This is a genomic window from Phocaeicola coprophilus DSM 18228 = JCM 13818 (assembly GCF_000157915.1).
In the GTDB taxonomy this organism is placed as follows: Bacteria; Bacteroidota; Bacteroidia; order Bacteroidales; family Bacteroidaceae; genus Phocaeicola; species Phocaeicola coprophilus.
Genome location: NZ_EQ973632.1, coordinates 403,490 through 424,708, shown reverse-complemented (window position 1 = coordinate 424,708; position 21,219 = coordinate 403,490). Strand labels below are relative to the sequence as shown.

Annotated in this window: 19 protein-coding genes; 7 read left to right on the top strand and 12 right to left on the bottom strand. The window is 49.5% G+C overall.

Annotated elements, in window-relative coordinates:
* Nucleotides 1–13: 13 nt before the first annotated feature.
* The 9 genes from atpC to lipB all read right to left on the bottom strand — a co-directional run bounded on the left by atpC (nt 14) and on the right by lipB (nt 8,146).
* Nucleotides 14–265 (bottom strand): ATP synthase F1 subunit epsilon, encoded by a 252-nt coding sequence (atpC, locus tag BACCOPRO_RS03420; RefSeq protein WP_008140959.1) that lies wholly within the window; start codon nt 263–265, stop codon nt 14–16.
* Nucleotides 266–269: 4 nt separating this feature from the next.
* Nucleotides 270–1,796, bottom strand: coding sequence for a F0F1 ATP synthase subunit beta (gene atpD, locus BACCOPRO_RS03415; protein WP_008140958.1), 1,527 nt, complete (start codon nt 1,794–1,796; stop codon nt 270–272).
* 312 nt (nt 1,797–2,108) lie between these two features.
* Complete coding sequence (locus BACCOPRO_RS03410) at nt 2,109–3,299, bottom strand: transporter (RefSeq protein ID WP_008140956.1); 1,191 nt, start codon at nt 3,297–3,299, stop codon at nt 2,109–2,111.
* Between the two features lie 27 nt (nt 3,300–3,326).
* The gene (locus BACCOPRO_RS03405) at nt 3,327–3,971 is read right to left on the bottom strand and encodes an ATP-binding cassette domain-containing protein (protein WP_008140954.1); all 645 of its coding nucleotides are present in this window, start codon (nt 3,969–3,971) and stop codon (nt 3,327–3,329) included.
* Between the two features lie 2 nt (nt 3,972–3,973).
* Nucleotides 3,974–4,672, bottom strand: coding sequence for a 16S rRNA (uracil(1498)-N(3))-methyltransferase (locus tag BACCOPRO_RS03400; protein ID WP_008140952.1), 699 nt, complete (start codon nt 4,670–4,672; stop codon nt 3,974–3,976).
* A 13-nt stretch (nt 4,673–4,685) separates the two neighbouring features.
* A complete protein-coding gene (locus BACCOPRO_RS03395) occupies nt 4,686–5,282 on the bottom strand; it encodes a bifunctional nuclease family protein (RefSeq protein WP_008140951.1) in 597 nt (198 codons plus the stop codon).
* The gene (locus tag BACCOPRO_RS03390) at nt 5,279–6,538 is read right to left on the bottom strand and encodes an MFS transporter (RefSeq protein WP_008140949.1); all 1,260 of its coding nucleotides are present in this window, start codon (nt 6,536–6,538) and stop codon (nt 5,279–5,281) included. Before BACCOPRO_RS03390 ends, BACCOPRO_RS03395 begins: the two co-directional genes overlap by 4 nt.
* A gap of 147 nt (nt 6,539–6,685) precedes the next feature.
* Complete coding sequence (locus BACCOPRO_RS03385; RefSeq protein WP_008140947.1) at nt 6,686–7,414, bottom strand: hypothetical protein; 729 nt, start codon at nt 7,412–7,414, stop codon at nt 6,686–6,688.
* 72 nt (nt 7,415–7,486) lie between these two features.
* A complete protein-coding gene (lipB, locus tag BACCOPRO_RS03380) occupies nt 7,487–8,146 on the bottom strand; it encodes a lipoyl(octanoyl) transferase LipB (protein WP_008140943.1) in 660 nt (219 codons plus the stop codon).
* Nucleotides 8,147–8,305: 159 nt separating this feature from the next.
* Between lipB and BACCOPRO_RS03375 the strand changes: the two genes are divergently transcribed.
* The 5 genes from BACCOPRO_RS03375 to gcvP are packed head-to-tail and all read left to right on the top strand — an operon-like array spanning nt 8,306 to nt 13,361.
* On the top strand, nt 8,306–8,620 hold the full coding sequence (locus tag BACCOPRO_RS03375; protein ID WP_008140942.1) for a hypothetical protein: 315 nt from the start codon (nt 8,306–8,308) through the stop codon (nt 8,618–8,620).
* Entirely contained in the window at nt 8,617–9,165 is a 549-nt protein-coding gene (locus BACCOPRO_RS03370; protein ID WP_008140940.1) for an RsiV family protein, read from the top strand. The genes BACCOPRO_RS03375 and BACCOPRO_RS03370 overlap by 4 nt, the downstream gene beginning before the upstream one ends.
* Before the next feature lie 21 nt (nt 9,166–9,186).
* Nucleotides 9,187–9,816, top strand: coding sequence for a 16S rRNA (guanine(527)-N(7))-methyltransferase RsmG (gene rsmG / locus BACCOPRO_RS03365; RefSeq protein WP_008140938.1), 630 nt, complete (start codon nt 9,187–9,189; stop codon nt 9,814–9,816).
* A 24-nt stretch (nt 9,817–9,840) separates the two neighbouring features.
* Complete coding sequence (locus BACCOPRO_RS03360) at nt 9,841–10,479, top strand: MBL fold metallo-hydrolase (RefSeq protein WP_008140936.1); 639 nt, start codon at nt 9,841–9,843, stop codon at nt 10,477–10,479.
* 32 nt (nt 10,480–10,511) lie between these two features.
* The gene (gcvP, locus tag BACCOPRO_RS03355) at nt 10,512–13,361 is read left to right on the top strand and encodes an aminomethyl-transferring glycine dehydrogenase (protein WP_008140935.1); all 2,850 of its coding nucleotides are present in this window, start codon (nt 10,512–10,514) and stop codon (nt 13,359–13,361) included.
* 140 nt (nt 13,362–13,501) lie between these two features.
* Here the strand turns inward: gcvP and BACCOPRO_RS03350 are convergent, their stop codons facing one another.
* Both BACCOPRO_RS03350 and BACCOPRO_RS03345 read right to left on the bottom strand, forming a co-directional pair.
* Complete coding sequence (locus BACCOPRO_RS03350) at nt 13,502–15,847, bottom strand: glycoside hydrolase family 3 N-terminal domain-containing protein (protein ID WP_008140933.1); 2,346 nt, start codon at nt 15,845–15,847, stop codon at nt 13,502–13,504.
* Nucleotides 15,848–15,881: 34 nt separating this feature from the next.
* The gene (locus tag BACCOPRO_RS03345; RefSeq protein WP_155819045.1) at nt 15,882–17,237 is read right to left on the bottom strand and encodes a retropepsin-like aspartic protease; all 1,356 of its coding nucleotides are present in this window, start codon (nt 17,235–17,237) and stop codon (nt 15,882–15,884) included.
* A gap of 243 nt (nt 17,238–17,480) precedes the next feature.
* Here BACCOPRO_RS03345 and BACCOPRO_RS03340 point away from each other — a divergent pair, with 243 nt between their 5' ends.
* Nucleotides 17,481–19,034, top strand: coding sequence for a PD-(D/E)XK nuclease domain-containing ATP-binding protein (locus BACCOPRO_RS03340; RefSeq protein ID WP_008140928.1), 1,554 nt, complete (start codon nt 17,481–17,483; stop codon nt 19,032–19,034).
* A gap of 11 nt (nt 19,035–19,045) precedes the next feature.
* Nucleotides 19,046–19,348 carry a DUF3784 domain-containing protein gene (locus BACCOPRO_RS03335; protein ID WP_008140924.1) on the top strand — a complete coding sequence of 101 codons (303 nt, stop codon included), beginning with the start codon at nt 19,046–19,048 and terminating at the stop codon, nt 19,346–19,348.
* A gap of 141 nt (nt 19,349–19,489) precedes the next feature.
* On the opposite strand, the gene BACCOPRO_RS03330 is transcribed toward BACCOPRO_RS03335, so the two are convergent.
* Entirely contained in the window at nt 19,490–21,157 is a 1,668-nt protein-coding gene (locus tag BACCOPRO_RS03330) for a formate--tetrahydrofolate ligase (RefSeq protein WP_008140922.1), read from the bottom strand.
* Nucleotides 21,158–21,219 lie beyond the last annotated feature (62 nt).

Genomic DNA, 21,219 nt, shown 5'->3' with positions numbered 1-21,219 from the left:
GAAGCAATCCCGTTCAGAGTTCCACGCATGCGGAAACTGAATTGTCTCTGACCTCCACGAATCCTCCTGCAATCTGCAGGACCTGTGTTTCCTTTCCGACAGTATATTTCAACTCTCCGGCCCCTAATGAAGAAATCAGCGGAGCATGTCCCGGAAGAATCTGGAAGCTACCCACTTCACCGGGCAATGTCACCGAAAGTACCTTTCCGTCATATACGGTCCGTTCAGGTGAAACGACTGTCAGATGTAATTCTTTCGTATCCATACGCTTATCCCTTTGCTGCCTCCAGCAGTTTCTTACCCTTTTCGATGGCGTCTTCAATCGTACCTACATTCAGGAAGGCCTGTTCAGGCAGATAGTCGACTTCACCGTCCAGAATCATCTTGAAACCTTTGATTGTATCTTCAATGGAAACCATCACACCCGGAACGCCGGTAAACTGTTCGGCCACGGCAAACGGCTGTGAAAGGAAACGCTGTACACGGCGGGCACGGTTGACTGTCAGACGGTCTTCGTCAGAAAGTTCGTCCATACCCAGGATGGAGATGATATCCTGAAGTTCCTTGTTACGCTGCAGAATCTGTTTCACACGCTGTGCAGTCTCGTAGTGTTCCTTGCCCACGATCAGCGGATCCAGAATACGTGAGGTTGATTCCAGCGGGTCAACAGCCGGATAGATACCCAGCTCGGTGATTTTACGGCTCAGCACGGTTGTGGCATCCAGGTGAGTAAAGGTGGTTGCCGGTGCCGGGTCTGTCAAGTCATCGGCAGGCACATAGACAGCCTGTACTGAAGTAATAGAACCGTTCTTCGTAGAAGTGATTCGTTCCTGCATCTGTCCCATTTCCGTAGCCAGTGTCGGCTGGTAACCTACGGCCGAAGGCATACGTCCCAGCAAGGCTGAAACTTCTGAACCGGCCTGGGTGAAACGGAAGATGTTGTCAATGAAGAACAGGATATCACGCGGACCGTTGTCACCGGTCTTGCGGTCACGGAAGGATTCTGCCAGGGTCAGTCCGGAAAGAGCCACAGACTGACGGGCGCCGGGAGGTTCGTTCATCTGTCCGAACACCATCGCTACCTGAGACTTCTCAACTTCGTTGTAGTCTACCTTTGACAAGTCCCAGTTGCCTTCTTCCATGCTCTTCAGGAACTCGTCTCCGTAGCGGATAACTCCGGATTCAATCATTTCACGCAACAGGTCGTTACCTTCACGTGTACGTTCACCGACACCGGCGAATACGGAGAATCCGTTGTGCTTCTTGGCAATGTTGTTGATTAATTCCTTGATGAGGACCGTCTTACCTACTCCGGCACCTCCAAACAATCCGATCTTACCACCTTTCAAATAAGGTTCCAGCAGATCAATTACCTTAATACCTGTGAAAAGGACTTCCTGGGTCGTAGCCAGATCTTCAAACTTAGGCGGTTCGCGGTGAATGGGGAAACCGTCCGTACGATCGAGTTCCTTCATTCCGTCGATGGTTTCACCGACTACATTCATCACACGTCCCTTGATCTGGTTTCCTACCGGCATCGTGATAGATTGTCCGGTCGGGACGACCTCCATTCCGCGCTGCAATCCGTCGGTACTGTCCATGGCTACGGTACGCACCGTATCTTCTCCGATGTGCTGCTGTACTTCAACGACCAGTGTACGGCCATCTTTACGCACAATTGTCAGCGCATCGTGGATACTAGGTAACGCAATGTCCGCATCTTGCCCTTCCAGATTGAAGTGCACATCGACCACCGGTCCGATTACCTGCGAAATGTGTCCAACGATTTTTGACATAAGCAATTCTTTTTAAATTAAAAGTATCTCCGATTTTGTTCTTCAAACGTCTGGTTTTTTCCTTTTTCAGAAAGTGCCTTTCCGTTTGTTTCGGTTACGCAAATTTACTGAATAAAATCACTAAGGTGTTATCGCATGTAACATTTTTTAGCCCTAAAACTATGTTATCAGACATAAATCAAGGGATATAGAACAAGTGTATTTATAGAACAAAAGGTTTCTAAACATTTGTTCACACGGAGAAAAATAAAAAAACGGCTCTGGAGTACACAGAAAGCCGTTTTTTGTGCAAAAGCGAAATGTTCAGATTTCTCATTTTTTCTTTAACCAGATGGCCTGAACCTTCCGGCGGATGGCCAGAACATTGGCTGCCGAGACGAGAATAAAGAGGAAAAGACCGGTTATCCAGGCTGCGAGCAGACTCCCTGCCTCCATGCCCGGAAGCAGATGTTCCAGAGTTCCCAGATAGGCAGAACGGACTGGCAATACAAGAGCCATACCGATCAGCAGGACGGCTGCATTCAGCAGAACGGCCAACATCTGATAAGGGAGTGAAACCCGGACCGGACTATAGCCGATCAGCAGCAAGGTTTCAAGCTTGACCGTATTCTTCTGCAAAAGTAAATAAATGCTGAGCATCAGGAGGGCAAATGACAGGAAACTGATCACCAGCCCGACCGAGAGTACCAGTCCGACCGTCATTCGCAGGAACCAGGTTGTTTTCCCGGCATCCAGCTTGTCACTTTCAGTGGTGTATCCCTGCTGCTGAAAGTATTGGGCAATCCGTTCATCAGCCGGATTGTTCACTTCCAGAATCAGGCGCGACGGACTCTTCTCTTTTTCTTCTCCGTAAGTACTGTTGGCCCAGTTCATGAAATCTTCGGGAACCAGAATCGTATTCAGCCGGTTCGAGAATCCCACGATACGTCCCTTCAGTGTCTTCACCTGTCCGCGTCCGGACATCCGGATATCCAGCGTCATCATTCCCATGACACTTTCCGAAAGCTGGGGAAGATTGCGGCTCTGGGCAAAACCGAAATTATAGAGGTTCAGATAATTCCGGGGAATAATGATTGGTATTTCTTCCTGTCCCGGACGATAAGTCCAGTCATCTACCTTCACATCGACAAAACGGTCGGGAACCGATTCAAAAAACATGGCCGTAGAAAGCTGCATGCCCTGCATTCCCATACCGGCAGACACTTTGAAACGGGCTGGCTGAAAAGCCCCCACGCTTTCCGTAAAAGGCTGCTTCTCCAGTTTGGCCATTTCCGCATCTGAAAAAGTGCCGTCCCGTCCGACCAGCGAACCGAGTGTACTGACTTCTTTATTTATAATCAGGTAATCCTTTTTCAAAAAGCTGTCTCCCTGTGTAAATACCGGAAGCACATCCTTATAGAACTGAACACTGAGCAGGACAATAACCATACCGCAGAGGTTTGCCAGAAAGAACCCGGTCAGTTGCGACACGCTCAGATGCTGCCTTAATAATTTCCAAACCATATCTTCATCCGATTTCAAATTAATGTATTACAGCGAAAGTACCCGGTCATACGCCAGTTCCAGATGTTTCCCGATGGAGGTTACAATGATTCCGGCTCCCTGTCTGGCGGCTTCTTCTGTCAGAATACGGGCCATGCAACGTCCGTTCCCGTCATCCAGGTGACTGATCGGTTCGTCCAGAAAAATAAAGTCGAAAGGCTGGCACAAGGAGCGGATAAATGCCACACGCTGTTGCTGTCCGAACGACATCTGCCCCACCTTGCGGTCCCATTTATCAGCAATGCCCAGTTCTTCAAACCACTGCCGGATCTCCGAACGTTTCTTGTAACCGGTCAGGTTGTTTTTCAGCTGCACATTCTCCCAGGCTGTGAGTTCCTCAAACAGACGGAGTTCCTGAAACAGCATACTCAGGGAACGTTTCCGGATTTCTACCCAGCGGGATACGGAAATGTTCCGGATATTTTCTCCATCAAAGGACAGGATGCCCTGATAGTCTTTCCGGTATCCATAAATAAAACTGCACAGAGAAGATTTTCCGGTACCCGAAGCAGCTTCTACCAGATATTTCTGTCCTTTCTGGAAGGCCAGCTGACGATGCCAGACATCCGAAGTGATGCGGTCATTACCGGCAAATACTTCCGGCAGGACCTGTTGGAGTTCAATGACATGCATGGTCAGCTGTTTATCAGGTTCATGGTATGTACGGCAACCAGTGCAGCCGTCTCCGTACGCAGGCGGGATTTGCCGAGGCTGACGGCATGGAAGCCTTTTTCTTCGGCTCTGGCCACTTCTTCCGGACTAAAGTCCCCTTCCGGTCCGATCAGCACCAGGGCGTCTTCGCCCGGAACCAGCACATCCTTCAGCAGGGGTTTCTCGCCCTCATAGCAGTGAGCAATGAATTTCTGTCCCGGAAAATCGCGCTCCATAAATTTCATGAAATCCGTCATCTCGTTGACGACAGGTTTCCGGGCCTTGAGCGACTGTTTTACCGCAGAAACAACAATCTTTTCCACCCGTTCCGTCTTGATAACCTTGCGCTCCGAGAAACGGCAGTTCAGAAAACTCAATTCATCAAAACCGATTTCCGTCGCTTTTTCAGCCAGCCATTCAATGCGGTCCATATTCTTGGTAGGTGCCAAAGCCAGATGCAGATGTCCTTTCCAGAAAGGTTCCTGCGGAATGGTTTCCAGAATTTTCACCTGACAGCGTTTGTTCGTAGCCGCACTGATGACAGCCTTGTAGAAACAGCCTTTTCCATCGGTCAGCATAACTTCATCGCCCATACCCAGGCGGAGCACCCGCAGACAATGTCCGGCTTCTTCTTCCGGGAGCTCATTGCTGACAGCAATGTCCGGAGTATAAAATACATGCATATTGTTCCTTGTTTTATAAATGAAGAGGATTGGGTTCCTCTGTTTCTTTCTCTTCTTTCCGGCGCTTGATTTCATCGCGCAACTGCGATGCACGCTCATAATCTTCCTGTTTGACAGCCTCTGCCAGGGCCTGTTCCAGCATATCAGTGCTGACAGCATTGACCGTCAGCGTATAGACAGATCCGTCCGGAGAGATATTTCTCAGACGCTCACGTTCCAGCAACTCTTCTTCGATATAGATCGGGAAATGAGCACGCATGGACAAAGCCACGACGTCTGTCGTACGTGCATCCGCTTCATATTCCGAACCATCCGGACGCTCCATGTACAAATGCGTATAATAGATTCCATCCTTGACATCATAAATCACTGCCTGAATGAAATCCATTCCTCCTTCGTAGATCAGGTTCATCAGCAGTTCATGGGTAAATGGACGCGGTGTCCGGTAACCGATCTGGGCCATTTTGATGGCCTGGGCTTCCGGAGCCCCGATAATCACCGCCAGTTTTCTGTCCTTTCCTCCTTCAGCCTCTGTCAGTACCATTGCATAGGAATCAGACGGTTTCAACACCGTTGACATATCGCCGAAAAACATTTCAATCATTCTCATTTCCTTACGTGTTTATATTTAAAGACAAAGGCAAAAACGACAGCTACGATCAAGGCGTATCCGGCAAATATGTACCAGGCACAGCTCCAGCCTTCAATCTGGGGAGCTGTACTGTTGAAATCAACAAAGCGGTTGACCACCCATTGGGCACTCAGCGTACCGACTGTAGCTCCAATACCATTCGTCATGATGATAAACAGTCCCTGTGCGCTGGAACGGATGGAAATATCAGTTTCCTTGTCAACAAACAAGGAACCGGAGACATTGAAGAAGTCAAAGGCAACGCCATAGACCAGCATGGACAGAATAAACATCCAGACTCCGTTTCCCGGATTACCGGCACCGAACAAGGCGAAGCGAAGTACCCAGGCTCCCATGGCAATCAGCATGACCCGCTTGATTCCGAAACGTCCCAGGAAGAACGGAATCAGCAGAATGCAGCAGGTTTCACTGATCTGAGAGAGGGAAATCAGCAGATTGGCATGCTGTACGCCAAATGTATTCGCATATTCAGGAATCACGCTGAAGCTGGTGATGAAAGGATTGGCGAATCCGTTGGTAATCTGCAGGGAAACTCCCAGCAGCATGGAGAAGATAAAGAAAACGGCCATCTTCCGCTGCTTGAACAGCAGGAAGGCTTTCAGGCCCAGGGCTTCAACAAAAGATTTTTTCTCCTGGCCACCTCCGCTTGTCGGACATTCCGGCAGCGTATTGGCATAAAGAGCCAGCAGAACTCCCCAGGCAGCACAGGTGAAGAACTGGTTGGGGGTAGCCTGGAATCCCAGTAAATCAACCAGCCACATGGAACAGATAAAACCAATGGTTCCAAAAGTCCGGATCGGCGGGAAAGCTTTGATGGTATCCAGACCGGCCTGGTCAAGAGCCGAATATGCAACGGAATTGGAAAGAGCCAGTGTCGGCATATAGAATGCAACACTGACGGAATAGAAGGCAAACAGAACCTCAAAAGATACTGCATTTCCGGAAACCGTTCCATAATATCCCGCCCCTCCCATAAACAGGGCGGCCAATAAGTGACAGATGCCCAACAGACGTTGTGCCGGTACCCAGCGGTCGGCTATAATTCCCATAATGGCGGGCATAAATAAGGAAACGATTCCTTGCATGGCATAAAAAATTCCGATGTGATTACCCAAACCGATTCCGGCCAGATAAGTCCCCATCGATGTCAGATAGGCCCCCCACACGGCAAACTGCAGGAAGTTCATCAAAATCAGTCGGGCTTTAATGTTCATGGTTTTTCAGTTTTTTGTTAGTTAAGTTCAGGCTTTTTGCCCGAACAAATATAGAGAATATTCGGGAACTAACGAAAAAACGGACAGAAATTTGTACGGAAAGTCCTCGATACTGTCATAAAAGGGAACTGTTTCTCCTGAAAAGCCTCAGAAGCCCAGGCTGAGGCCGAAGACAAAATACGCTCCTTCCGTAGCCGGATTCCATGTTACACGGGCAAAAACGGGTAATGTGAATGAAGTCGTCACCGGCAATTCTTTCGTAGCCTGCAGACTGACTTCCGTTACTTCAAATCCATTGGCTCCGGAACTTTCTTCATCGGTTGCATTATAGTAGTCGGTTGCCCAGGGAACAGCACCGGCTTCCACATTCCAGTCGATCCCTGCCAAAGCAAAGGGAACATTCACTGACAGGAAAGAAGAATAGGCCCGCTTCCCGCTTTCCGTCTGTCCGTCACCACCGGCGAAATTTGTATACCAGTTAAGAGCTGCCCAGCCGAAATCATAACCGACCTGTGCCTCGAAGACATGACTGGTGCTGTGCGCTCCGTAATGAAAATACCCAGGTCCTTCATTGGTCCAGTAATCCGTAACGGACACACTGAATCCGCCCCGCTCATAGCCGAGAGTCAGATCTATTTCTTCCGTATCCTCACGGGTAAAGCCGACAGAACCCCATGCACTCAGTGAAAGCCCGTTCCATCCCAGTTCGATGGTTGGCTGGACACTGACACCTCCCAGATCCTGTCCTCTCCAGACATACCGGCTTACCAGATCAGCCCCTACACTTGCTTCCACTTTTTCACCTGCCTGTACTTTTTCTGCACAAGCCATCCCTGCAATCGCCACTGCGACTGCAGCCATCATCGTTTTTCTCATTCTACTGCTGTTTTTGTTATCCTTTTCTAATCTTGATTACGTGCGTTATGATCCGCCAGTCTACACCTTCATTCATCTTCCGGCCAGCAACGTTTCCAGTTCCCGCTGCAGACGTTCCGTCACTTCTTCCACTGATATTTCATGCCCTGTTTCACGGGCTATGGAGGTGACTCCTCTATCTATAAAGCCACAAGGATGAATGTAGCTGAAGTAACGGAGATCCGTATTGACATTCAGCGCCAGCCCGTGCATGGTAACAAAATGACTGCTTCTCACTCCCATGGCACAAATCTTGCGTTCCCGGGGAGTTCCCGTTTCCAGCCACACTCCGGTGGCTCCGTCCACCCTTCCCGCTTCAATGCCGTAAGACGCACAGACCCTGATGACCGCTTCTTCCAGCAGATGCAGATATTCCTTCAGTCCCAGATGAAAATCTTCCAGGTTCAGAATCGGATAACACACCAGCTGTCCGGGACCATGATAAGTAATGTCCCCTCCGCGGTCAATATGAAACAGGGAAGCTCCGATGCGCTCCAGCTGCTCTTCACTCAGCAACATATTGGCTGCCTTGCCGTGGCGGCCTAAGGTGTATACATGCGGATGCTGGCAAAACACGATGCGATTGACGTACGGACGTCCCTCCTGTTTGGCGTTTACCAGTTCGTCGAACAGTTCTGTCTGGCGCTGCCAGGCTTCCGGATACGAGATTACTCCCCAGTTTTCTATTTCCATATCAGTCTGTTAATGAATTACTCGTGCAAAATAAGCACATTTCTTTAACATATAGCAAGAAATTAGTTACTTTTTTTAAATGGTCGTTTCGGGAACTTATGCTATATTTGTCCTATCGGAACTTTTGCTTCCGGTGTCCATGACAAAAAAAATGAATATATGAACAGAAGAATTATTTTACTTACCGCCACTGTACTGGCCGTTACCGGATGTTTTTTCATGCAGGGATGCATCCAGCAGCACGCTCCTGCCTTCCCCGAAATTGCCAGTATTCAGGCAGACACGACCGTTTTGCTGAAACCGGAAGTGGAAACTTCACCGGACTGCCGCATTTCCATTGATTTTATGTATCTGAAGCCGGCTTCTCCCACAGATTCCGTTTCGGAAGCTGTCAACCGGATATTCTATGAGACCGTTTCAGAGAAGACGGCAGGTGCAGGTTCACTGACTCCGGAAGCCTTGTCAATTCCATGAAAGAGGGCTACATCGACGGATACAGAAAAAATCTTCAGAAATTCTACGACGCAGATCTGCACAACGGAGTCAAGCAAGAAGATATCCCTGCCTGGTATAACAACGAGTATGAGATTACCTCCACCCTGGAAATGGGACGCGACAGCGTATGGAATTATCAGGTATCCATTTTTGAAGATACCGGAGGTGCACATCCCAACACCCGCGGAAAATGGGTCAACATTGATGCTGCCACCGGAAAGCTACTGACACGCAAGGATGTTTTCCTCCCCAACACCGATCAGGCCATCTGCGAAATGATCTTAAAGCAATTATTGAACGAAGCGAATAAACGTCTTGAAACAGACACGATTAGTTCCATCGAAGGACTTCGTTCCGTCGGAGCTTTGCTGGAAGGAGACCTGTTCGTTCCCGACAACTTCAAGCTGGGTAAGGATGGAGTGACTTTCCTCTACAACCGTTATGACATTGCTCCCTACACTATGGGAGATTTCCAGCTTACCGTACCTTATGCCGAGATAGAAAACTGCTTACTGAAAAAATAAAACCGAAACAAAGAAAAAGATATGGATATTATACTGAAATATTTTCCTAACCTGACCGATACGCAAAAGGCACAGTTTGCTGCCCTCTATGATCTTTATACAGACTGGAACAGCAAGATCAATGTCATTTCGCGCAAGGACATAACCAATCTTTATGAACATCACGTGCTGCATTCCCTGGGCATCGCCAAGGTGATTAACTTCAAGCCCGGTACAGAGGTGATGGATCTGGGAACAGGAGGCGGTTTCCCCGGTATTCCTCTGGCTATACTTTTCCCCGATACCCACTTTCATCTGGTGGACAGTATCGGCAAGAAGGTTCGCGTAGCTACGGAAATCGCTGCTGCCGTCGGACTGAAAAATGTCACGACCCGTCACTGCCGGGCTGAGGAAGAGAAACAGCGCTTTGACTTTGTGGTGAGCCGGGCAGTCATGCCTCTGACCGATCTGCTGAAGATCATCCGTAAGAATATCAGCAAGGAACAGCGGAATGCCCTTCCCAACGGACTGATTTGCCTGAAGGGAGGAGAACTGGAAAAAGAAGTATTCCCCGTCAAGCACCAGACGCTGATCCACGATCTCAAGGAAGACTTCACAGAAGAATTCTTCGAAACCAAGAAAGTGGTCTACGTGACCATCAACGGACAATGAATCAGACTTTAAAACTCTACCGCTATGAATATAAAACGTTTTGAATTCAATATGTTTCCCGTCAACTGTTACGTGTTGTGGGACGACACCAAAGAAGCTATAGTCATCGATGCCGGATGTTATTACCCGGAAGAACAACAGCGTCTCAAGGATTTTCTGGTCAATAACGGCCTTCAGCTGAAACATCTGCTGAATACCCATCTTCACCTGGATCACATTTTCGGCAATGCATTCATGGAACGGGAATTCGGTATAAAGCCTGAGGCCAATCAGGAAGATGAATTCTGGCTGGCCAAGGCTGCCGGCCACTGCCGTATGTTCGGCTTTCAGATCAACGAATCACCGGCTCCTCTGGGAGGATATATCTGTGACGGCGATGTGATCCGCTTTGGGAATACGAATCTGGAAGCCATCCATGTACCCGGCCACTCCCCGGGCAGCCTGGTCTTCTACTGCCGGGCAGCCAACTGTCTGTTCAGCGGAGATGCTCTCTTCAAGGGAAGCATCGGACGTACAGACCTGGAAGGCGGCGATTTTGAAACATTGAGAGAACACATCTGCAGCAACCTGTTTTCGCTTCCGGCTGAAACCGTTGTCTATCCGGGCCATGGAGAACCGACAAGCATCGGAGCGGAAAAAATGACCAATCCGTTTTTCAGATAAATCTTTTTAACGAAATAAACCTTATACGTATCATGGAAACAACAAAATTTGCGAACCGACACATTGGCATTGAGGAGAAAGATCTTCCTCAAATGCTGGGGAAAATAGGTGTAAAAACACTTGATGAGCTGATTGATAAGACCATTCCGTCACAGATACGTCTGAAACAGCCGCTGCCGCTTGCTCCGGCTATGACAGAACGGGAATTTGCCATGCACATTGCGGAACTCGCATCACAAAACAAACTTTACAAAACGTACATCGGGGCCGGATGGTATGACAGCGTTACACCGGCCGTCATCCAGCGTAATGTCTTTGAAAACCCCGTATGGTACACCTCCTATACGCCTTACCAGGCTGAAATCTCACAGGGACGACTGGAAGCCCTGCTGAACTTCCAGACAGTGGTGAGTGACCTCACCGCCATGCCGCTGGCCAACTGCTCCCTGCTGGATGAAGCAACAGCTGCTGCCGAAGCAGCTACCATGATGTTCGGCCTGCGTTCACGTGCCCAGCAGAAAGCTGGAGCCGATACACTTTTCGTAGACGAAGAGGTCTTCCCGCAAGTACTGGCAGTGATCCGCACACGTGCCATTCCGCAAGGCATGAAAATCCGGACAGGCAATTACAAGACTTTGGAATTTACTCCCGATATCTTCGGCTGCATCGTTCAGTATCCGAACAACAGCGGAAGTGTGGAAGACTACCGCGCCTTCACCGAACAGGCTCATGCTGCCGGCTGCAAAGTAGCCGTTGATGCCGATATCATGGCACTCGTACTGCTGACTCCTCCGGGTGAATGGGGAGCTGACATCGTTTTCGGAAGCACCCAGCGGCTGGGTATCCCGATGTTCTATGGCGGACCGTCGGCTGCCTACTTCGCTACCCGCGACGAATACAAACGGAATATGCCGGGACGTATCATCGGTCTCTCAAAAGACAAATACGGACACTTGTGTTACCGCATGGCACTTCAGACCCGCGAGCAGCATATCAAGCGTGAAAAAGCGACTTCCAATATCTGTACCGCACAGGCCCTTCTTGCAACCATGAGCGGTTTCTATGCCGTTTATCACGGACCGGAAGGCCTGAAAGAAATTGCCGGACGAATTCACAGCATCGCCGTTTGGATGAGCAAACAGCTGACCAGACTGGGATACAAGCAGCTGAATGAAGTTTTCTTTGATACCTTGCGCCTGCAGTTGCCGGATCATGTTTCTGTTCCCAAGCTGCGTACCATCGCCCTGAGCAAGGAAATCAACCTCCGCTATTTTGACAATGGAGAAGTGGGACTGAGCATTGACGAGGCAACTACCGTGGCCGATGCCAACCTGCTGATGACCGTCTTCGGCATTGCAGCAGAAGAACCGGTTCCTGACGTTGCCGAAATCCCCGATGCCCCGGCTTTCACCGGCGACCTGAAACGAACAAGCGGTTTCCTGTCGCACGAAGTCTTCAACCGCTATCATACGGAAACAGAAATGATGCGCTACATCAAGCGGCTGGAACGGAAAGATATTTCCCTTGCTCACTCCATGATCTCACTTGGTTCCTGCACCATGAAACTGAATGCCGCATCCGAAATGCTGCCACTCAGCAACATGGCCTGGATGGGTATGCATCCATTGGTTCCGGAAGACCAGGCACAGGGCTACCGCACGCTGATTGCCAATCTTTCCGAACAGCTGAAGACCATTACCGGATTTGCAGGAGTAACTTTACAGCCCAACTCCGGAGCTGCCGGAGAATATACCGGTCTGCGTATCATCCGAAGTTATCTGGAAAGTATCGGACAGGGACACCGTAACCTCGTGCTGATTCCGGCTTCGGCTCACGGAACAAATCCGGCTTCGGCTGTACAGGCCGGCTACCAGCCGCTGACCTGCGCCTGCGACGAACATGGAAACGTGGATCTGAATGACCTGCGCGAAAAAGCAGAAGCTAACCGAGACAATCTGGCTGCCCTGATGATCACTTATCCGTCTACCCATGGAATCTTTGAAGAAGAAATTGCAGAAATCTGCCAGATTATCCATGCATGCGGCGCCCAGGTCTATATGGACGGGGCCAACATGAATGCCCAGGTAGGCCTGACCAATCCCGGAACCATCGGAGCTGATGTCTGCCACCTGAATCTGCACAAGACCTTTGCCAGTCCTCACGGAGGAGGCGGTCCCGGTGTAGGCCCTGTATGCGTAGCCGAACACCTGGTTCCGTTCCTGCCCGGACATGCCCTGTTCGGCAACGATGCCAATGAAGTATCTGCGGCTCCTTACGGAAGTGCCGGCATTCTCCCCATCACTTATGCCTATATCTGCATGATGGGAGCTGACGGACTGGCCCGTGCAACGAAAGCTGCGATTCTGAACGCCAACTATCTGGCAGCCTGTCTCAAGGATACCTATGGCATTGTCTACCATGGGAAGAATGGTTTCGTCGGTCACGAGATGATTCTGGAATGCCGCAAGATCCACGAAGAAAGCGGTATTTCGGAAAACGACATTGCCAAGCGACTGATGGATTACGGCTACCATGCTCCTACCCTGTCATTCCCCGTACATGGCACACTGATGGTGGAACCAACCGAAAGTGAAAGCCTGGCGGAACTGGATAATTTTGTTGATACGATGCAGGCTATCTGGAAGGAAATTGAAGAAGTGAAGAATGGAGACGCTGCCCGTGAAGACAATGTGCTGGTCAATGCACCGCATCCTGAATACGAAGTGGTAGGCAACCAGTGGAATCATGGTTACAGCCGCGAAAAGGCTGCATACCCCATTGAAAGCGTCCGCTGGAACAAGTTCTGGATCAATGTAGCCCGTGTAGACAATACGCTGGGTGACCGCAAACTTCTTCCTACCCGCTACGGCAGCTTTGACTGATCTGTCCGGGAATAATATTTAAAAGACTTTGTATTTAACACGGGTCGCATTATTTATTTCATCATAAAAATAAGAGGGTGTGCCATAAGGTTCAAAACTTAAGCATCACCCTCTTATATTTTCAGGAACAGTCCCTGATTTTATCTGTTGGGAGTTTCCCAAACCTTCGTTTCACTGCATTTCAGGTCTGCCGACTGATCTCCGCATCTCAATTTGAAATCTCCTGCTTCCAGACGCCACTTGCCGTCGTATCCCACAAAAGCCAGATCACTTCCCCGGATCGTCATGGTCACAGTCCGGGTCTCATTGGGTTGCAGAGCCACTTTCTCAAAGTTACGCAGGCGGATATTGTCAGGAGTGGTACTTGCCACCAGATCCTGGGAATACAGCAATACGGGCTCCTTGCCTGCCATCTTGCCCACATTCGTGACATCCACTGATACGGTAATTTCGTCAGAGGCGGTAAATGTCGGCTTGTCGACTTTCAGATTTGCATACTGATAAGCAGTATAGCTCAAGCCATATCCGAAGGGCCACTGCACGTCCATCACCGAATCATAATTGTAATTGCCATTCATCTGCCCCATGCTTTCACAAGGCTTATAATCGTAAGTAGCCAGTGCATTGGCATATTTCGGATAAGTAAACGGCATTCTGGCGCTGAAATTCGCATCGCCCGCCATCAGATTAGCCAGCGCATCTCCTCCGTAATTACCCGGAAGCATGATGTTGATAATCCCTTCGGCCAGCGGCTCTATGTCACTGATGATACGCGGACGGCCCTGGTTCAGAACCAGAATGACCGGTTTGCCTGTCTGAGACAATGCCTTCACCAGATTGCGCTGGTTGGCAGAAAGCGTCAGATCCGTAAGGTTACCGGGTGTCTCACAGTAAGAGTTCTCACCGATACAGGCCACTATGACATCTGCACGGGAAGCAGCAGCTACTGCCTTGCTTATTTCAGGAGTGTTTTCTTCCCACCAGTTGCCGGAAGCAGCATACGTCACACCCGGCTCATAAATGATATTTTCCTTTCCATACTTGTTGCACAGAGATTCATAGATCGTATTATACGCACCTGCACAATTGTCTGCCTGATCGCCCTGCCAGGAATACGACCAGCCTCCGTTAAGACAACGCATGGAGTTGGCATTGGGTCCTGTCAGCAGAATTTTCTTTCCCGGAACAAGGGGAAGGACATTGTTCTCATTCTTGAGCAGGATCTCAGACTCCTCTGCTGCCTGAAGAGCAACTTTGGCAAACTCTTCCGAGCCGAACTTGTCATATTTCCGGATATCCCAATAAGGGTTCTCAAAAAGGCCGAGACGGTATTTCAGACGCAACACGCGGGCAACTGCATCATCAATCCGGCTCATCGGTACCTCTCCCTCTTCCACCAGTTCTTTCAGACAGGTGCAGAAACTCACCTCATAGGGAACCATCGACATATCAATTCCCGCATTGATGGCAATTTTGATCGCTTCTTTCTTCGAAGCTGCAATATGATCACGTGTACACAGGTTGTTGATGTCTGCCCAGTCTGTAACGATCATTCCGTCCCAGTTCAGTTCCTCCTTCAGCCATCCGGTCAGCAGTTCGCGGTTGGCATGGAAAGGCATACCTTCATTCACTCCCGAATTGACCATCACGCTCAATGCTCCGTTGCGTACGGCTTCCATGAAAGGAGCAAAATGTTTTTCCCGCATCTCTGTGCGTGAAATGGAAGACGGCGTACGATCTTTTCCCGACACCGGAACTCCATATCCCATGTAATGCTTCATGCAGGCAGCAATGTTATATTCTCCGATGTGATTGGGATCATTCCCCTGAAAACCGGCTACTGCAGCCTTACCCATTTCGGCATTGACATAACAGTCTTCTCCATAATTTTCCCACATTCGTGGCCAGCGGGGATCACGTCCCAGGTCAACCACAGGAGCATACGTCCAGGGGATGCAACAGGCTCTGGTCTCGTATGCCGAGATTTCAGCACCTTTTCGTGTCAGTTCCCGGTTGAAAGATGCTGCCATGTTGATTCCTTGCGGAAACATGGTCCCGTCCAGTGTATAGGTGGTTCCGTGAATCTGGTCAACCCCGTAAATGCAAGGTATTCCGATCTCCTTCATCGATTTGTCCTGGATAATCCGGATGGCTTCCGCCCATTTCTCTTTTTTCTGGGCTATTCCCATCGGAACATTCAGCAAAGATCCCACTTTATATTTCCCGATCACCGTGTCCAGTTTTGCCTCGCTGAGCGTAAAACCGTTTTTCTTGCTGGCTTCAAAGTCCGTCACCACATCAATCGTGATTTCACACATTTGCCCGATCTTTTCTTCGAGTGTCATTTTTTTCAGCCACTGACGGATGTTGGCTTCAATCTCAGGATCAGAAGGTATGGCAGGTGATACCTTGTTTTCTACCTGGCTACAGGCACAGACCTGAATGCCCAGTAAGAATGCTGCTGCCGTTTTCATTAAATTTTTCATGGTACGATTTATATCATATTTAGTTGATAAGCTGTTATTTATCTGTATATGGTATAGCCTCCAGATACATATCTTTCAGATTGATAATCACTTTCGAGAATTTCTCCAGAAGGTTCAGGCCGAGAAAACCGTCTTCCTGTCCGTTCGAGAAGGCTGCCTTGTCCAGTTGTCCCGTATGCAGGTCAATTCCGGTATTGACACCGACCGAATCCAGCACTGCCGTACCGCTTCCGATACGGAACTTCTTCTGCGGCAGAATGTAACTGCGGGTAATGCTCACCCCTCCTATTCCCGCCTGACGGAGCGAATCCGGAATGCCCACGGCTTCCACTTCTTTCCGGTGACGTCCATACCAGGCCGGCTGCATATTGGTGTAATAGGAACCCGTATCAAAATGGAAATAAAGTGGAGCACCTGTCTCGTCCGCCACCTTTACCTGCAAGCATTCCGAGTCTGTGCGGATCATATTGCTTTCCCTGAGCGGACTGGGCGTAGGAACAGCCGGTATGACAAACTCCCGACGGGCAAAGTCCAGCTGGATTTCCTGCATACGAAGCAGGATGGGAAGACCAACGACAGGCGGAAGCTGAAGATCCTTGCCCAATCTGTCAGCTTCGGCATGTCCCGTCTGGAGATCTACCACATAAAAAGGTACATTTATCCACGTCATTCCACCAATGCGCAGGGTATCTGCCATCGCATAATATCCCTGCTTCATGCCTCCAATCCCTCCGACGGTAACATCCATACCCAGCCGCCGCAAGCCATACTTTTCTGCCTGCTCCGGAGTGAGCATGTTGCTGCCCGCTCCCGTATCGAGTACCATACGGCCCGCCTGTCCGTTTATGCTTCCGTCCATTTCAATAAAGTGCTGATCCGTTTCATGCTCCGTCACCATCGGGAAACGGTATTCTCCTGCCTTGTGCAGCGGTTGACAGACAGGCCCGCAGGAAGCCAGAATGCCATACTGCCTGGCCATCATACGATACGGAGCAGTCTGGGTGCTGTCCATTCCCAGGGCACCAAGCTGGTCACAAAGATTCCGGATCAGTCCGGCAGCATCGGCATACTGTTCTGTCCGTCCCAGATTGACAGCCAGCAAAACTACCATGTTCAGTGTATGGTCGCCCAGCTCCTGCTGATGCTTGCCCAGCAAATCCGTCAGTACCATACAGGCCGAATCCGGACGGTTAAAGAAATAGTGTGTCATAGCCACTCCCATCTGACGGACCCATGGTGTAACCGAATCAGCCGGAGTGGTTTTCAATTCCTGTGCCAGATCAAACCAGCGGCTTTCGTTCATCAGCTGGCTGATACGTGCATCAGCCAGCTGTGCCTGTACGTTCAAGGAGGCGAACAGACAGGATAAAACAAGAATTTTCCTCATCATTTGTCTATACATTTTTAGATGTGACAAATATAAAAAATCTTTCGGTGTTATCACAATTCTTCGTCTGAAGTTCAGTCCTGATACGGCTATCTCAGAATTTCTCAATCACTGATCCATCCGCAAAAGCATAAAGTTTCTGTGAATGTAAAAAAGTTCTCAAATTTCAGTCCTGGTTTTCATGCATACAACTTGAATATTCGGTTTTAATTGCTAAATTCGCAGTAGAATCAAAATCCAGTTGTTATGAGCAAGTTATATCCGGTTGGAGTACAGAATTTTGAAGGTCTGATACACGACGGTTATGTGTATGTAGACAAAACGGCACAGGTGTATGAACTGTTTAACACAAACAAATACTACTTCCTGAGCCGTCCGCGGCGTTTCGGCAAGAGTCTGCTTCTGTCGACAATTGAAGCATACGCACTGGGAAAGAAAGATCTTTTCAAGGGACTGGCGCTGGAAAAACTGGAAAAAGACTGGACCGTATATCCGGTACTGCATCTGGATTTAAACACACAGAAATACGATACTCCCGAATCACTGACCAGCATTCTGAATGATAACCTGTGCACCTGGGAAAACAGATATGGCGCACGTGAAAGTGAGACAAGCCTCTCTCTCCGTTTCCAGGGCATTATCCGCCGTGCCTGCGAACAGACCGGACGCCGGGTAGTGATCCTCATTGACGAATACGACAAGCCCATGCTGCAGGCTATCGGCAACGAAGCTTTGCAGAATGAATACCGCAGTACCCTGAAGGCTTTTTACGGGGCTCTGAAATCCATGGACGGATGCATCCGCTTTGCCCTGCTGACAGGTGTGACCAAGTTCGGCAAAGTCAGTGTGTTCAGTGACCTGAACAACCTGCGGGATATTTCCATGATTGACCAGTATGCAGAGATTTGCGGTATCAGTGAGAAGGAAATCCATACCTGGTTTGAGGAAGATATCCATGAACTGGCTGCAGCTACCGGGATGAGTTACGAAGAGACCTGCAAGGAATTGAAAACCAATTACGACGGCTATCATTTCACAGAAAACGCGATCGGCATGTACAACCCGTTCAGCCTGCTGAATACCTTCGCCAACCGGCGCTTCGGCAGCTACTGGTTTGAAACAGGGACTCCGACTTACCTGGTTGAACTGCTGAAATTGCACCATTTTCCGATTGAAGATCTGGAACACATCGTGACCAGCCAGCCGGTACTGGACAGCATCGACACGGCTTCCACCGATCCCATCCCCGTCATCTATCAGAGCGGTTACCTGACCATCAAGGGTTACAACAGGATGTTCGAAAACTATACGCTGGGCTTCCCCAACCGGGAGGTGGAACAGGGATTCTTCAAGTTCCTGCTGCCAAATTACGCTTCGGTGAGCGTCAGCAAGTCGCCCTACCAGATCCAGTGTTTTGTGGAAGAAATCATGGCGGGAAAGGTGGACGATTTCTTTGAGCGTCTGAAAACGATGTTTGCCGACATTCCCTACGAACTGGCTCGTGACCGGGAAGTGCACTATCAGAACATACTTTACATCATTTTTAAACTGATGGGCTTCTATGTACAGGTGGAATACCATACGAACCGGGGACGGATTGATCTGGTGCTCCAGACACAAGACTACGTGTACATCATGGAATTCAAACTGAACGGAAGTGCGGAAGAAGCGCTGGCACAGATCCGGGCAAAAGGCTACGCAGAGCCTTTTGCCAAGGACAAACGTACGGTCTACAGGGTCGGTGTCAACTTCAGTGACGAGATCCGGAATATTCAGGACATCAAAATCGAAACTCTCTAAAACATTCAGATATGACATCTTCCATCATCACTGCAGCCATGTTGGTCCTTATAGGCCTGCTGGTCTTGAAATTCCCCAAACTTATTGCCGGATACAACACCATGACTCCAGAGCAACAGAAGAAAGTGGACATCAAACGGCTCAAGACATTCATGTGCCGTGCATTCTGCGTCATGGGAATCGCCATCCTGCTTGTGTCTCTCCTCCTTCAGCCTTTCACCAGTGACATGATCATCAGCCTGGTCTCCGTACTGATCCTTGTGCCAGGAACCATCTATATGATCATCAAAGCCCAGCGCTACGACCATAACTGAGAAAGCCGGACCGCTCCGGCTATAAAAAAAAACGTTTCGGCGTCCGGATGAATTTGTTTCGTTGTTTCATCCATTACGTCGAAACGTTTTTTATAAATTCCCCGCTACAGATATGCAGCAGGGACAAATATCTTTGATATATCAGGACAGACCTTCGATTTCTCCGTTGACAATATCGATGTGCAGTGCCTGCGGTTCTTTGGGAAGTCCCGGCATACGCATGATCTCACCGGCTACAATGACCAGCATTTCCGCACCGGCATTGATCACGATGTCGCGCACGGCAAAGTTGAATCCGCTTGCCACACCATACAGCTTCGGGTCGGTTGAGAATGAATACTGAGTCTTGGCAATACAGATCGGGAAACGGGTGTAACCCAGCTCCTGAATCATCTTCAGTTTCTTGCGGGCAGCCGGACCGAACAGTACCTGTTTGGCTCCATACAGTTCGCAGGCTACCTTGGTTACTTTTTCTTCAACAGAATCTGTTTCATCATAAGCAAAGCTCAATGGCTGAGAAGGCTGATTTTCGATGGTGTCAACTACCAGCTGAGCCAGTTCTACGGCACCGTCGCCACCTTCCATGAAGGCGTTGTTGATGGCAAAGCCCACTCCGATTTCTTCGCAATGACGGCGTACGAAATCCAGTTCCTCATCCGTATCGTTGGCATAGCGGTTGAACGCAACGACAACTGTCTGACCGAACGACTGAAGGTTTTCGATATGCTTGTCAAGGTTCTTGATACCCTCTTTCAGACCTTCCATGTTCGGTTCCTTGATCAGTTCGGGAGCCACACCTCCGTGCATCTTCAAGCCCTGTGCAGTAGCTACCAGCACGGTCAGCTTGGGCTGGAGTCCGCCCTTGCGGCATTTGATATCATAGAATTTCTCGGCACCCAGATCCGCACCGAATCCGGCTTCCGTAATGGCATAGTCACCGAAAGTCATCGCCAGTTTGGTAGCCAGGATAGAGTTACATCCGTGAGCGATATTGGCAAACGGACCTCCGTGGATGAAAGCAGGCGTATGCTCAGTGGTCTGCACCAGGTTCGGCGAAATGGCATCCTTCAGCAATACAGTGATGGCTCCGGCCACACCCAGATCTTTCACCGTGAAAGGCTTGTTGTCAATGGTGAAGCCCAGCAGAATATTCTCGATACGGCGACGCAGGTCGTCTTCATCCGTAGCCAGACACAGGATAGCCATGATTTCCGAAGCCGGAGTGATGTCGAAGCTTGATTCACGGGTAATTCCGTTGGTCTTGCCTCCCAGCCCGGTTACGATGTAACGCAGACCACGGTCGTTCACGTCAAGTACGCGGTTCCAAAGCACTTCCTTCAGGGCAAATCCGTTGTCCTGGTTCTGATACATATAATTATCCAGCAAAGCGGCGATCATGTTGTGTGCCGAAGTGATGGCGTGGAAGTCACCCGTAAAGTGGAGGTTGATCTTCTCCATCGGAAGTACCTGTGCATATCCTCCTCCGGCAGCTCCACCCTTCATGCCGAAACAGGGGCCGAGTGAAGGCTCACGAAGAGCACAGATGGCTTTCTTGCCGATCTTGTTCAGTCCCAGTGCCAGACCGATGGAAACAGTGGTCTTACCGATACCGGCCTTGGTCGGAGTGATGGCAGTCACCAGGATCAGGTTGCTGCGTTTCACCTTTTCTTCATCAATGAGTGACTCGGACACCTTGGCAATATAGCGTCCGTAATTAGAGATTTCTTCTACGGGGATGTCATAGTCCCGTGCAATTTGTTTGATTTTTACCAGCTCGATGCTGCGTGCGATTTCTATATCCGATTTCATACGTAGTTTGAAAATTGAAAGCACAAAGTTAACAAAAATCTCCGGAATATCCGAAGAAAAAC